The following is a 13,306-nucleotide window of genomic DNA, read 5'->3' on the forward strand; positions in this document are numbered from 1 at the left end:
TATGCCAATTAACAGTGAAAATCAGGTGGCTCTTATTAGTGGCGGTACTTCCGGGATTGGTTTTGCTACGGCGCAATTGCTTTTGAAAAAAGGTTGGAGTGTTGTGATTAACGGTCGCAATGAGCGAGCCGGCCAAGAGGCGGTCGTTAAATTGCGTCGCATTTCGTCTAAAGTACGCTTTGTACAAGGTGATGTAAGTAAAGTCATGAATTGTCGGCGTATCGTTGATGAAACTTGTCGTTTGTTCGGCGATATCAGCGCGCTGGTGACAGCGGCCGGTTTTTATAAAGAAGAACTCATTGATGATGTGACGGAACAGGACTTCGATGAAATGATTGGAACCAATGTGAAGGGCACGGTCTTTTTATGTCAGGCTGCCGCGCCTTGTTTGCGTCGTACGAAGGGCAGTATCGTAACCGTATCCAGTGATGCGGGGATTCAGGGCAATGTGGCGTGTTCCGTATACGGCGCATCTAAAGGTGCCATTGTAAGCTTTACAAAATCGTTGGCCCTTGAAATGGCCGTCCATAAGGTGCGCGTAAACTGCGTGTGTCCCGGCGATGTAGATACTTCGCTCGTAGCTCGCCAGCTTGCGGAAAGCGATCAGACCTTTGAAGAAGCTATGGAAGAAATGGCCATGCACTATCCGTTGGGCCGTATTGCCAAACCGGAAGAAATCGGGGAAGTCATTGCTTTTTTACTCAGTGAAAAAGCATCCTTCGTAACCGGTGCCGCATGGACTATTGATGGCGGCTTAACAAGTTGGTGATGGCGGTCCTTAGAGGCTTCCGATTCATGAGTTGGTGCGCTGGACTAAATCGCTGTTCCGGGCGAAATCAGTTCGGCGTAAGATTGCATAATTAATATAGATAAATAAAGAGGATTTTTCACCCTTCATATAGAAATAGTTAGAATGAAGGTTTATAATTAAAATGAATAGTATTAATTTGTCTGTTATTTGACTTTACAGGTGATAAAGGAGCGATATAGATGGAAGATGTAAAAGATTTGATGACTCATCCGGAAGGAACGTTAGCAGCCGTAGAAGCGGAACTCGCGAATCGCGATGCTGAAATTGAAAATATCTGCCGTTGGGCGGCCGCTCGTGCCGGCGTACTCGTGATGGCACCAAAACTTAGCACCACTGCATTGATTGCCAACGATGCGTATATGGTAAGCCGCATTGCCGCTGTTTATGGTCATACGGCTACAGCCGGTGCAATTATCGGCTTCCTCGGCGGTTTGGGCGGTAGTGTAGTAAGCGCTTTATTGACGTCCGTATTCCCTAATCCGAAAGTTAAAATCCCATTGGCTATTTGCTTGACCTATGCCGTGGGCAAATGTGCTAAACTTTGGGTAGAAAACGGCATGCCTATGCCGGGTGATTTCTCCGAATACAGAGAACGTTTGACAGACATTATTGAGCATAATAAAACAACGGTGGGCATGTTGGTAAATTCGCCGCTTAAAGATAAACCGTTAGGCGATGAAAACAAAGATTTCTTAAAAGAAGCCGGTGTGGGCAGCGATGAATTCTTAGGCCTTAATAAATTCAATTTAGATAGCCTGTTGACCGGCGACTTATTGGAAAGCTTTGGCTCTATTAAAAACATAGTAATCGGTGTAGCCAGTGCGGCCGTAGCCGGTATTGCCGGTAAAGCGCTTGCCAACTCCGACAATGAGTATGTAGCCAATGCTAAACATGCTTTGTCCGGTATCGGTGCTTTATTGGCAACCGTAGGTTCCACAGCCATTGACTTGGCAACCGGTACAGCTACATCTGCTATTAAATCGACCGGTGAAGCAAAATCTACCGTACTCGGCAAAGTGAGCGATATTTTGACATCCGCCGGCGATACTAAAGATGATGTAGTGGATAAAGTAAGCGACTTTGTTGCCTCTGCAGGGGACAAAAAAGACGAAGTTGTGGAAAAAGTAAGCGATGTTGTAAAAGGCATGAAAGACAATTTACAGAAATAATCACCGCGGCAATCCAGTATAGGTATACGAGAATTATAGGAGTGAGCATCAAAATGAATCCTTTGAAATTAATAAAGTATGCGAAATTCTTTTCGTCATCTAAGTTTTTAAATTTTGCCACCGGTGTCGGTAAAAATGTCGCCTTCTTGCGTCGTGCGGCTATTTTGTTCTATTGTTTTCGTGACCCTGACACCCCTAAGTACGTAAAAGCTATCGTGGCAGGCGCTTTAGGGTATTTGATTTTGCCAATCGACTTAGTATCGGATCGCATTCCGTTTATCGGTTGGGTTGATGATGCTGCTGTAATTGCGTTGGCTTTTAAAGTGGCTAACCGCTTTATTAAACCGATGCATCGTGAACAGGCTCAAAAACTTGTTCCTTTCGGCTCAGAAGAATAAGAAATTATCAGCTTTTTGGGAAATGCTGAATAATAAGAAGGCCGACCTGCGATATTTCTCGCTGGTCGGCCTTTGCGTTTCAAATATTGGCTTCACTGAAGCGGCAACAAGCTTGAAGAACGCTGTTCCTATCGCTTTAAAACGAGCGTTTGCCTAATTTAGGATGGCTGCATGGCTTGAGGGACAAGGTGTCGATGAGATGGGTCGCTTCGTCCAGACTCACGTCCTCATAATTGCCATGTCGTTCCAAGACACACATAGGGGAATCAACGCCTACTTCGCCGGCGGGCAAATAAATATATTCTTCATTGGCTATATCTCCGAAAATATAGCCTGCTTGTAGATGTTCACGATGAATACGACTCATAAAAAGCTCCTTATAAAATTTGTTTAAGTTTGAAATCCATATAATCTGCTGAAACGAGATGCAATTTAGTATTGCCAAAAGTTTCAGGAATGCGATCAAAGGAATTTTTGTCATGAAGATGACCGAAAATACAATGGTCAACTTTATATTTTTCTAAAAGTTCCGTAAAACCGCTCGGTTCGTTTTTATCATTAAACGGCGGATAGTGCAAGAGCAAAATACGAATCGGAGCGTGTGCTGATGAGCTTGCGGCTACATTGTTGTCCGCTTCTGTTGCTCCGGTTTCCGCTGTCGGATTGACAGTGCCGTTTTTACGAAGGGCCTGTTCCATTTCCTGGAGGGCTGCTTCCGTGCGAAGCAATTCGCGGGCATAGATGGAAGTATCATCTGCCTCATCAAAGGATGTATCATTGGGGCAAAGATAACCGCGCGTGCCGCCAAAAGCAATGTGGTCTAGAGCGGTGCCGTGACCTTGCAAAAAAGTCAGCTCATGTTGCATCGCCGTGTCCATTTTCTTGGCACTGCTCCACCAGTAATCGTGGTTGCCGCGGATTAAATAAATTTGGCCCGGCAGTTGGGCAATTGCTTTTAAATCAGACACTGCCTCCGCCAGGCGTAAAGCCCATGAAGTATCGCCGACAACAAAGACAATATCGTCATCGCTGACTTGGTCAAGCCAAGCGGCTATGATGCGCTCGCGATGGTTTTGCCAATGTGGACCGAATACATCCATTGGCTTGGTAGGCGGTTCGCCCGAAAAGTGAAGATCGCCAATGGCAAAAATTTTCATGGTATCTCCTAACTAAATAAAAAAGTCGCGATTCAATTCATTTTTAATCTGTTCAACCCGTTCCTTGTTGCTGATCTGGCTGATAGAATAGCCGATATACAACGGTGACGTAACGTAACGAGGTACTATTTTAACATACTGTGAACCGGTCTGTAAATCGTAGAAGAACAGATTATATGAACCGCTGTGTCGTGAAAAGTCTGTTAAAATATAGTGTAAGATTTGTTGAATTCGTTTCGCCATTAAGGCCCTGGACGTTTTTTCATTGAACTCCATGTTGAATTCGAAAAAACCGATAATGGGCTTATCGGATAAGGTGATTTTTAAATTAGTTTCTTCCTTAAGAATAGGACCGTCAAAATGGTGAACTTTAATATCTTCTCGATAATCGTAATCGTATAAGCCGATGATTTGGCTGTGGGGATGTCGAATGGAGCCGCCGGACATTGGCCCGTAGTTTTTAAAATATAAGACGGATTTGAACTCTTCGCGGGCCATGGTTTCTTGCCGTTTGCGCAAAGAAAAATCAAGCACTTCGGTAGCGGTTTCCGGTGAATACCTGGAATATTCACTAAAACAGTCGTGCGTTTCGATGATAACGGTAGGCCATGTACGATCTAAGACGGGATATTTGTTCATAAGCCAGATAATATCGCCCTTTGTTTCCAATATGTCCGTAAGCTTATCTACGGCACAGAACGGGCAAGCCACTTCGCGATGGCGAATATTTTCCGGTTTGGTGCGGCCCATGGCTATGTTAAATATTAGTGGTTCATTCATAAGTACACCTCTCTTACTCTAATACTAACACAGGATTGACCTTTTGGGCAGTGTGATATAATTAAAATATATTAATTTACTAAAATCGATTTAGAATCACAGCTTAGCTTGATGAATCATAATTAAGGTTTAAAATAAAGTTTGAAGATTATATACAGAGTTTTTTGAAAAAACAAATGAGGCAATGACATGAGACCGACTACATTATGTTTTATTGTAAATGATAAAAATGAGATTCTCTTGGGCCGCAAAAAGCGCGGCTTAGGCGCCGGTAAGCCTAATGGTTTCGGTGGTAAGCGCGAAGATGGCGAAACATTCCGTCAATGTGCGGTGCGCGAATTGTTTGAGGAAACGTCCTTACTGGCTAAGCCGGAAGACTTGGAGCCGGTAGCTATTTTGGACTTTCAATTCCCTTATAACGAGGAATGGACCCATGTAAATTATGTGTATCTATTGCGTAAATATGAAGGGCTTCCTATGGAAACGGAAGAAATGGAGCCGTTTTGGACTTCTTTTGACAAAATCCCCTACGATACTATGTGGGCCGGTGATGAGGATTGGATTCCGCAGGTTTTGAACGGTGAACTTTTGAAAGGCACCCTCGTGTTTGGCAAGGATAACGACGGTATCATGGACATGAAGATAACGAAAGTAACGGAGATTCCTGAGTTGGAATCGGTGGAGGCAATGAAAGAGTGGCTCGAAGCGTAAATGAGGATATGGAAAATAATATAGTTAGCATATCAGTACCGGCAGAGACTGAATGGGTCAAGACGCTCCTTAGTTGGTACGATGCCAATAAACGGGATTTGCCGTGGCGTAAGACGAAAGATCCCTATCGCATTTGGGTGTCGGAAATTATGTCGCAACAAACGCGTATCGAAGCAATGAAGCCGTACTACGAAAATTGGATGGAGCAATTCCCTACTAAGGAAGCCTTGGCTGAAGCTGATGAAGATACAGTAGTCAAAGCTTGGCAAGGTTTGGGCTATTACTCCAGGGCTCGTAATTTACGACTTGGTGTTCGTGAAGTAATGACTAAGTACGGCGGCGAAATGCCACGAACCCGCAAAGAGGTGGAAAGTTTAAAAGGGGTAGGAGCTTATACGGCGGGGGCTATTTTGTCGGTAGCTTTTAATCAGCGCGAAGCCGCCATTGACGGTAATGTATTGCGCGTATATGCGCGGCTTTACGCAGTGCGTGAAGATATTATGCGCACCGCCGGTAAAAAAGCGATTGCTGCGTTAGTTGAGGAAACTTTGCCTTACGACAGACCGGGGGATTTCAATCAGTCCCTTATGGATTTTGGGTCGAGCATTTGTATTCCTAAAGCGCCCCGTTGTGAAGGTTGTCCTTTACGACGTTGGTGCCAAGCTGATGCACTGGGCATTGCCGCTGAATTACCGGTGCGTATTGTTAAGAAATCGGTCCCGGTTATCTCCGTGGTGACGGGGCTTATTCGCAATGAAAAAGGCGAATACTTATTACATCGGCGTCCGTCTAAAGGACTCTTGCATTCCATGTGGGAATTTCCGAATGTGGAAGTGCCGCGTAATGTGACTATGCAGGATAAAAAAGAGTTGCCGTTAATCGGCGTTGACGAACTGGCTCGTGAATGGCAGCGTAAATTTACAGACTCGAAGCTTCTAAAGGACCGGATTAAAGATACTGAAATTAAATGGCATAGCAAGGCGGTTACCACCTTACGACATGTGTTTTCCCATCGCTGTTGGGATATGGAAGCCTATGAGGCCGAGTTTATCGGTGATGACACTCTCGCAATAGAGCAAGACAATAGCGAATGGCGCTGGGTTTCGCCGGAAGATTTTACGGAGCTGCCTTGGGCAGGACCTCATGGTAAACTGACCGTGTATTGTAGAGATTAAACTTTGAGAATGGCAGGTGAAAGAATGTCCGCACGACTAATATTTCTCATCATAACGACGCTAATAATCTTTCTTATAATATTCGCCAACTCCTATTTGATTGTCCGTTTAACTAAGGTGAAACGGCGTTCCCGTTGGTTTTGGCGATTAGTTTTGCTTCAAGTACTGGCTATCGCGGGGACAACTTATTACCAGATGGCACAGGTTCAACTTTTGGGAACCGCTATGTATGAGTTTTGGCGAGGCTGGGCGACCGGTACCTATGGGCTCATGATGGGGCTCGGCGTTTGTTTTGCCATATTAATTCCTTTGGGTATCGTTATGGCAGCCGTCAATTGGCGCGCTGAAAAAACGACTGCGGCAGAACAGGATAGTCGGCGGCAGTTTTTACGCAAAGCTATTTGGGCGGTGCCGGCAGTAACAGCCGGTGGCGGCGTAGTCAGAGCGTATGAAGGGGCCAAAGAAGTTCAAGTCAACCATATTGACTTGGTATTTCGCAGTTTGCCTGAATATTTAAAAGACTATAAATTGGCGCAGATTAGTGATGTTCATATCGGGCCGTTCATTGATTTGAAGGACTTCGACAAAATTACGCAGACCGTTTTAAATGAAAAGCCTGATCGCTTGGTTATTACGGGCGACTTAATTGATGACTTGGATTTTTTAAACCCTCTCTGTGGTCGCTTGGAAGAGTTATTTCCTAAAATTCCGGACGGCATCGACTATATTTTGGGGAATCACGAGTATTTTAAGAACCTGCCCCGCGTGTTGGAAGCCTTCAGCGGTATTTCCATGCGTATGCATCGTAACTCTTCACTTCGCTTAAGTGGCGGCTCATGGCCTGTATATTTGGCCGGCGTTGAATATTCCTTTGACCGCAGCGGTGAACAGCGTGAAACCTATCTGAAGGAAGCCTTAGCCAATGTTCCGTCGGAAGCGTTTACCATTTTATTGGCCCATCATCCTGATTTTATTGAAAACGCGTTTGCTCATAATATTCCGGTGACGCTTTCCGGTCATACTCATGGTGGGCAGATTGTAGTTGGCGGCACAGCCCTTGTGCCGGTGGGAACGAAGTACTTTAAGGGCATGTATCGGGACGGTACGAAGTACGGTTATGTAAATAACGGTACGGGCCATTGGTTCCCGGTTCGCTATAATTGTCCGCGAGAAATTACGATATTCACATTTAGAGAAGGAAAAGTTGCAAAAGTATAGTAAAATATTAAAATTTTTTAAACTATTTGTCTGAAAGGGAAATTTCCATTGTCTAATTTTGTCAAAAAGTCTATAATGGTTGAGTTATCACATGAAACCGGCGTATATTATGCGGTTATCATGTAGGCGAAGAAGATGATTATGATGAGAGGCCGGCGCTTGAGCGGCCAGTTGGTAGTCGAGGTGAAATAATGGATCAAAATCTTATTGCCTTTATACTTGGTATCGTAGAAGGGGCAACAGAATTCTTGCCGGTATCCAGTACCGGGCACATGATTTTAGTAGGTGACTTTTTAGGCTTTACCGGCCAACGAGCCAGTGTATTTGAAGTATTTATCCAGTTAGGCGCGATTCTTTCCGTATTCTTCTATTATCGCGAAAAATTCATGAGCATGCTTCGTCGTGAAAACTGGGTTCGCAATGACAGATTGTCTTTGGCTCATATTTTCTTCGGCATGTTGCCGGCTATGGCCATCGGCTTCTTAGGCCATTCGTTTATTAAAAACTATTTATTCTCGGCCGGTACGGTTATTATCGGCTTGATCATCGGCGGTTTATTTATGCTTTGGGCTGAAAAACGTCATAAACCGATTACTGTTGAAACAGTCGACCAATTGAGCATGTATCAATGTCTTCAAATCGGTTTGTTCCAAGTGTTGGCTTTGTGGCCGGGTTTCTCTCGCTCCGGTTCGACTATCGCCGGCGGTTTGATGCTCGGTGTAAGTCGTAAAGCAGCGGCTGACTTTTCCTTTATCATGGCCGTGCCAATCATGTTGATTGCCTGTATCTATGATTTGCTCAAAATCATCGATCAGTTGCAATGGTCCGACTTTGTTATGTTTGCCATCGGTTTCGTAACGGCTTTCGTATTTGCATACTTGTCCATCGTATGGTTCTTGAAATTTTTAAATAAATCATCCTTGGCCGGTTTTGCTTATTATCGCTTTGTAATCGCTGTGATTGCGTTTGCATACTTCTTCATTTTCTAATATAAGGGTTGAAAAAATAATATATAAGATTGATAGCCGTGCTGTGTTATTTTAAAATACAGTACGGCTATTTTAAATTGATAAATAATTACATAATGACTTGTCCTGACACGTTGAATAATAATGCTTAATAGCGTGTTATCATTATGTTTATACCGCGCTCGGCGATGGGAAGTTTGCGGTGTTTTTACACATTGTAAAAAATTTAGTACCTTTTGCAAGAATTTTGTAAAAAAGTACTTGCGCAAAAATACTACCTATGCTATTATAATAAAGTGCTATACAGGAAACGGAAGCGCAGAACAAAATGTCAATCTGAGCTAAAAAATCTATTGACAAGATGTTCAGGAATATGTATAATATTCCATGTTGTGGTATGCTGGCGTAGCTCAATCGGTAGAGCAGCTGACTTGTAATCAGCAGGTTGTGGGTTCAATTCCTATCGCCAGCTCCATTATTTTTGGAGGGATTCCCGAGCGGCCAAAGGGAGCAGACTGTAAATCTGCCGTCTTCGACTTCGAAGGTTCGAATCCTTCTCCCTCCACCATTCATCGCGGGGTGGAGCAGTTGGTAGCTCGTCGGGCTCATAACCCGAAGGTCGCAGGTTCAAGTCCTGTCCCCGCAACCATTCATTACGTATGCTGGTGTAGCTCAGTCGGCAGAGCGTATCCTTGGTAAGGATAAGGTCACCGGTTCAATCCCGGTCACTAGCTCCATATACACTTGGCGGCATAGCTCAGTTGGCTAGAGCAATCGGTTCATACCCGGTGTGTCCGCGGTTCAAATCCGTGTGCCGCCACCACTAATTTTTTAGCTGGTATAACTCACATATGACATGTGAGTTTATTTTTTTAACTCTTTTAGTATTTTGGAGGTGGGCATTTGTATGCATGAGAAGAAGGAGTTAGCTAGGGGGCTAAAAAATCGACATGTTCAATTATTGGCAATTGGGGGTGCCATTGGGACAGGGTTATTCTTGGGATCGGGTCGTTCCATTCATTTGGCGGGACCGTCCATTTTGTTAGCGTATATCATTACGGGTTTGATTTCGTTCTTTATGATGAGGGCCTTGGGGGAATTGTTGCTCTCTAATACAGATCATCATTCTTTTGTAGATTTTGTTGAAGAATATATTGGACCGGGCGCCGCTTTTGTTACCGGCTGGACCTATTGGTTCTGTTGGGTGTCACTGGCCATGGCCGACGTTACGGCCGCAGGGGTATATATCCAGTATTGGATACCGAATGTAGAGCCGTGGATACCGAGTCTTTGTATTTTACTGATTCTGTTCGCCTCGAATTTGATGGCAGTCAAAATTTTCGGTGAATTGGAATTCTGGTTCGCATTAATTAAAGTTATCGCCATTTTAGGTTTAATCGGCGGCGGTTTATATTTAATTTTTATCGGCTATCAGACCGATGTGGGACCGGTAAGTTTCTCTAATTTATGGAGTCATGGCGGTTGGTTCCCGAATGGCTGGGAAGGTTTTGTATTGTCCTTCCAGATGGTTGTATTTGCTTTTACGGGGATTGAACTGGTAGGCTTAACGGCCGGTGAAACGGAAAATCCTAAGAAGGTAATTCCGCAGGCTATCAACAATATTCCGATTCGTATTATTATTTTCTACGTTGGTGCCTTGGCAATTATTATGAGCATTTATCCGTGGACAGCCGTAAATGCTGACTCCAGTCCTTTCGTACAGGTATTTAAAGCGGCCGGTATCGTAGCGGCTGCGGCTATTGTTAACTTTATCGTGTTAACATCGGCTGCATCGGCTTGTAACAGTGGTTTGTTCAGTACAAGCCGCATGGTGTACACTTTGGCTCGTGAAGGGAATGCGCCGCGTCGTATGTTCCGTCTGCGTTCCAATCAGGTGCCTATGAACGCCGTTGTATTCTCCGCGTTGGTTATTTTTATCGCCGTTATTATGCAGTACATTATGCCTGAAAACGTGTTTATTTTAATTACCAGTGTGTCTACGTTCTGCTTTATTTTCATCTGGGCCATCATCTTGGTTTGTCATATGAAATATCGCAAACAACATCCTGAATTGGCTGAACAAAATCCGTTCAAAATGCCGTTATATCCGCTTATGAACTACGTGATTTTAGGCTTCTACTTCTTAGTATTAGTATCTTTAGCCTTTAATAATGAAACGCTCATCGCCTTACTCTTTACACCGGTTTGGTTCGGTATGTTGTGGTGTTTCTACAAATTACAAACTTTAAAACAGAATTACGGCAACTAAATTTTTAATAAATCCCTAAAATCTCCTGTAGTTTTTAGGGATTTTAATGTTAGATTCTTTTCATTAGTGATTTTTTGTATTATAATGAGCGTTTATGTGATTTAGTTGCATGAATAGCTAGTTTACTGCATTAAAATCATATATCGGCAAAAAATCGTCAAAAATATTAGCCAAAAATATTAGCCACTTCATTAGCTGCTTGTTGTCTCATTTCATCGGTATAGTGTATGTAATTGTTAATTACTGTTTGGACTGTATCACCTAATAAGGCGGCGACGGTTTTTATATTAATTCCATTAGCAATTAATGTTGTCGCATATGTATGTCGTAAGTCATGGAATGACTTACCTTTTATATAACTTTTAATTACACGGTTAATAGGTGCTGTATTTGACGATTTTTGCATAAATAGGAGTTGCATATCGTTGGCAGGAGTAAACGCCCCGTACAGGCTCAATATGGCACTTAAAATTGGGGGTATTGGAATCGTTCTCCTGCTGTTAGCCGTTTTAGTATCTTGTAATTTATATTTATTCTTTTCGTATTGAGACAATTGCCTTCTTACCGATAATGTATTGTTGGTTAAATCAATGTCTGTCCATGATAATCCCAATACTTCTCCATAACGCAATCCGGCATATACTCCAATTGCGCATTGTATATAGTATGTTGGATATTTGGCTTTAAGATTGGATAATAAAAGATTGATTTCGTCATCCGTATATACTCTAAGTTCTTTGCTCGTTTTGCGTTTGTTAATTTTTATATTTATTATCGGATTATTCGCAATAATTTTATATGGATCAATAGCATAATTGAAAATGCTATTTAACATGGAGCAATATAATGTTTTGGTGGCAGTAGAACCTTCTGCATTTGACAGTTTTTGGGATAATTGTAATGCTGTTATCTCTTTTAATGGCTGTTTTGCTATGCCCCCAATAAATTTAATTGCACTATCAAGAGCTTGTAATGTATTATAAGTTAGCCTAGATTTATTATCGCTTTTATATAAATCAGCAAATTCTGATAGAGTAATTCCTTTATAGTCTGTATTAAGTATCGGTTCATTTTTTAATTTTTCAATTATGTCATTGGCATAGTTTTTTGCTTGCCATTTTTGTTCAAATCCTTGTTTTGACTTTTGTTTCCATTTACCGGATGTTGTTTTATAGCTGACAATGACTTGCCATCTATTATCTTTCTTGCGAATGGTAGTATTAAATTTGGTTGACATAAAAAATCACGCTCCTTTAAGGTATAGCAAAGTAGACCTAGAGCGTGTATAATAAAGTTGCGGTGTTTATTATGTTGCTCTCTAGGCGATATAATAAGCTCATTCCCTCGTTCTGTTGGCGCAGAGCGGGGGTTTTTTATATTTAATCTTTATCATCAAGAATGGAATCAAGTCGTTTCTTGCATTCACGATTTGTAAAATATTGAATGATAAAAGCTACTCCAACACACATAAAAGCGGTAAATAGTATAACTGAAGTGCTATGCTTATTAGATATTAATGCAAAAGTTAATCCGGCAATAATAAATCCAAAAATATAAGTACCAAAAGCTATTCCAGAGACATATTCAATTATTTCTCTTTTCTGTCTTTCCATAGTTAATACCCCGATTCATGTCTCATTCGCTCTAAAAGATCTGCTTGCATTTCCACATCAAAATCATTGCCTTCTATGTGGCTGAGTTCGTGTATATATGATTTTCTTTGTTCTGCAATCGACAAGCGTGAATTTAATAATATAGTGTATGTGCCGTCTTCATTCTGTCTTGTGTAGCCACCAACACTATAGGGTAAATCAATTAAGTAAATAAAAAAAATCAATCCTCGAAACCTCTTTCCTTGCGTAACAATGATTTTGTAATATTAATTACGCTTTCCATATCTTCTTTTGATAGACTCCGTTTTGCATCTAACAATAGACGCAATTCGGGGTCATTTTTTATTTCATTAGCTAGTTTAGCTACTTCAGGATCATCATAATACCCCTCGGTAGGTATTTTTTCTCTTAAATCTGTATTTCCGATAAGCCATTCAAGCGATACGTTAAAGTAATCAGCAATGAGTTGTAGTTTATCATTTTTTGGTGTGTAAGTACCTTTCTTCCATGAGCTTAAAGTAGCTGTTGGGATACCCGTTTCTTTGGATACTCTATACGGAGTAACGTTGTTTTCTTTCAATAATTGCTCAAATCTTTCATACATGACTAGTAATCCTTTCATAAACAAGAAAGAAAACTTTGACAAAACTATTGACTAAGAAAGAAAACTTTGTTATTATAGTCTTGTAGCAAAGATAACTTTCTGCTGAAGCTATTGATAGCTAAGTTATGTTATATAAATATCGCAATTAAAATATATCACATTTCTTAGCTGATTACAATAGCTCATTTAAGAAAAATTAGCTATAGAAAGGAGCCACAAATGTACAAAAAATTTGAAAAGTTATTAAAAACTTACAAAGTTACGGCTTACAGAGTGGGAAAAGAGACAGGTATTCCTACCGCGACATTTACTGCTTGGAAACAAGGTAAATACACACCTAAAGCGGATAAGCTACTTAAAATTGCAGAGTACTTTAATGTTCCAATAGAGTATTTCCTTGGTTAACAGTTAATGATACAGAAGAATAGAGGTG

Annotated in this window: 16 protein-coding genes and 5 tRNA genes; 14 read left to right on the top strand and 7 right to left on the bottom strand. The window is 41.7% G+C overall.

The annotated features are described in order from the left end of the window. Position 1: 1 nt before the first annotated feature. From EO124_RS06390 to EO124_RS06400, 3 genes are all read left to right on the top strand, one after another. Positions 2-769: an SDR family NAD(P)-dependent oxidoreductase gene (locus EO124_RS06390; protein WP_021840631.1), complete on the top strand. Its 768-nt coding sequence runs from the start codon at positions 2-4 to the stop codon at positions 767-769. Between the two features lie 221 nt (positions 770-990). Beyond that, on the top strand, positions 991-1,980 hold the full coding sequence (locus EO124_RS06395) for an antitoxin (protein WP_127058823.1): 990 nt from the start codon (positions 991-993) through the stop codon (positions 1,978-1,980). 53 nt (positions 1,981-2,033) lie between these two features. Beyond that, on the top strand, positions 2,034-2,378 hold the full coding sequence (locus EO124_RS06400) for a YkvA family protein (RefSeq protein ID WP_021840629.1): 345 nt from the start codon (positions 2,034-2,036) through the stop codon (positions 2,376-2,378). A gap of 136 nt (positions 2,379-2,514) precedes the next feature. On the opposite strand, the gene EO124_RS06405 is transcribed toward EO124_RS06400, so the two are convergent. The 3 genes from EO124_RS06405 to EO124_RS06415 are packed head-to-tail and all read right to left on the bottom strand — an operon-like array spanning position 2,515 to position 4,315. Beyond that, entirely contained in the window at positions 2,515-2,745 is a 231-nt protein-coding gene (locus EO124_RS06405; protein ID WP_021840628.1) for a hypothetical protein, read from the bottom strand. Between the two features lie 10 nt (positions 2,746-2,755). After that, on the bottom strand, positions 2,756-3,535 hold the full coding sequence (locus EO124_RS06410; protein WP_127058824.1) for a metallophosphoesterase: 780 nt from the start codon (positions 3,533-3,535) through the stop codon (positions 2,756-2,758). 12 nt (positions 3,536-3,547) lie between these two features. Further along, positions 3,548-4,315 carry a DUF4931 domain-containing protein gene (locus EO124_RS06415; RefSeq protein ID WP_127058825.1) on the bottom strand — a complete coding sequence of 256 codons (768 nt, stop codon included), beginning with the start codon at positions 4,313-4,315 and terminating at the stop codon, positions 3,548-3,550. Positions 4,316-4,504: 189 nt separating this feature from the next. Between EO124_RS06415 and EO124_RS06420 the strand changes: the two genes are divergently transcribed. From EO124_RS06420 to EO124_RS06465, 10 genes are all read left to right on the top strand, one after another. Further along, positions 4,505-5,026, top strand: a complete 522-nt coding sequence (locus EO124_RS06420; protein WP_127058826.1) for an 8-oxo-dGTP diphosphatase — start codon at positions 4,505-4,507, stop codon at positions 5,024-5,026. An 8-nt stretch (positions 5,027-5,034) separates the two neighbouring features. After that, the gene (mutY, locus tag EO124_RS06425; RefSeq protein WP_127058827.1) at positions 5,035-6,201 is read left to right on the top strand and encodes an A/G-specific adenine glycosylase; all 1,167 of its coding nucleotides are present in this window, start codon (positions 5,035-5,037) and stop codon (positions 6,199-6,201) included. 96 nt (positions 6,202-6,297) lie between these two features. After that, positions 6,298-7,419: a metallophosphoesterase gene (locus tag EO124_RS06430; RefSeq protein ID WP_164726568.1), complete on the top strand. Its 1,122-nt coding sequence runs from the start codon at positions 6,298-6,300 to the stop codon at positions 7,417-7,419. A gap of 191 nt (positions 7,420-7,610) precedes the next feature. Further along, on the top strand, positions 7,611-8,408 hold the full coding sequence (locus EO124_RS06435) for an undecaprenyl-diphosphate phosphatase (RefSeq protein ID WP_127058829.1): 798 nt from the start codon (positions 7,611-7,613) through the stop codon (positions 8,406-8,408). Between the two features lie 378 nt (positions 8,409-8,786). Continuing rightward, positions 8,787-8,862, top strand: a tRNA-Thr gene (locus tag EO124_RS06440). 8 nt (positions 8,863-8,870) lie between these two features. Beyond that, positions 8,871-8,955: transfer RNA gene (locus EO124_RS06445), tRNA-Tyr, on the top strand. A 5-nt stretch (positions 8,956-8,960) separates the two neighbouring features. Further along, positions 8,961-9,036, top strand: a tRNA-Met gene (locus EO124_RS06450). 12 nt (positions 9,037-9,048) lie between these two features. Beyond that, positions 9,049-9,124: transfer RNA gene (locus EO124_RS06455), tRNA-Thr, on the top strand. A 9-nt stretch (positions 9,125-9,133) separates the two neighbouring features. Continuing rightward, positions 9,134-9,210 (top strand) — tRNA-Met (locus tag EO124_RS06460). Positions 9,211-9,294: 84 nt separating this feature from the next. Continuing rightward, positions 9,295-10,656 (top strand): amino acid permease, encoded by a 1,362-nt coding sequence (locus tag EO124_RS06465; protein WP_127058830.1) that lies wholly within the window; start codon positions 9,295-9,297, stop codon positions 10,654-10,656. A gap of 166 nt (positions 10,657-10,822) precedes the next feature. Here EO124_RS06465 and EO124_RS06470 read toward each other — a convergent pair whose 3' ends face one another. The 4 genes from EO124_RS06470 to EO124_RS06485 all read right to left on the bottom strand — a co-directional run bounded on the left by EO124_RS06470 (position 10,823) and on the right by EO124_RS06485 (position 12,873). Then, positions 10,823-11,893, bottom strand: coding sequence for a site-specific integrase (locus EO124_RS06470; protein ID WP_127058831.1), 1,071 nt, complete (start codon positions 11,891-11,893; stop codon positions 10,823-10,825). A gap of 142 nt (positions 11,894-12,035) precedes the next feature. Beyond that, positions 12,036-12,269 (bottom strand): hypothetical protein, encoded by a 234-nt coding sequence (locus EO124_RS06475; RefSeq protein WP_127058832.1) that lies wholly within the window; start codon positions 12,267-12,269, stop codon positions 12,036-12,038. A gap of 2 nt (positions 12,270-12,271) precedes the next feature. Then, positions 12,272-12,493 (bottom strand): ImmA/IrrE family metallo-endopeptidase, encoded by a 222-nt coding sequence (locus EO124_RS06480; RefSeq protein ID WP_164726569.1) that lies wholly within the window; start codon positions 12,491-12,493, stop codon positions 12,272-12,274. Next, positions 12,490-12,873 (bottom strand): helix-turn-helix domain-containing protein, encoded by a 384-nt coding sequence (locus EO124_RS06485; RefSeq protein WP_127058834.1) that lies wholly within the window; start codon positions 12,871-12,873, stop codon positions 12,490-12,492. Before EO124_RS06485 ends, EO124_RS06480 begins: the two co-directional genes overlap by 4 nt. A 219-nt stretch (positions 12,874-13,092) precedes the next feature. Between EO124_RS06485 and EO124_RS06490 the strand changes: the two genes are divergently transcribed. Next, positions 13,093-13,278 carry a helix-turn-helix domain-containing protein gene (locus tag EO124_RS06490; RefSeq protein WP_127058835.1) on the top strand — a complete coding sequence of 62 codons (186 nt, stop codon included), beginning with the start codon at positions 13,093-13,095 and terminating at the stop codon, positions 13,276-13,278. The last annotated feature ends 28 nt before the right edge of the window (positions 13,279-13,306 follow it).

Origin of the sequence: Veillonella ratti (genome assembly GCF_003992115.1) — a bacterium.
Taxonomy (GTDB): Bacteria; Bacillota; Negativicutes; order Veillonellales; family Veillonellaceae; genus Veillonella_A; species Veillonella_A ratti.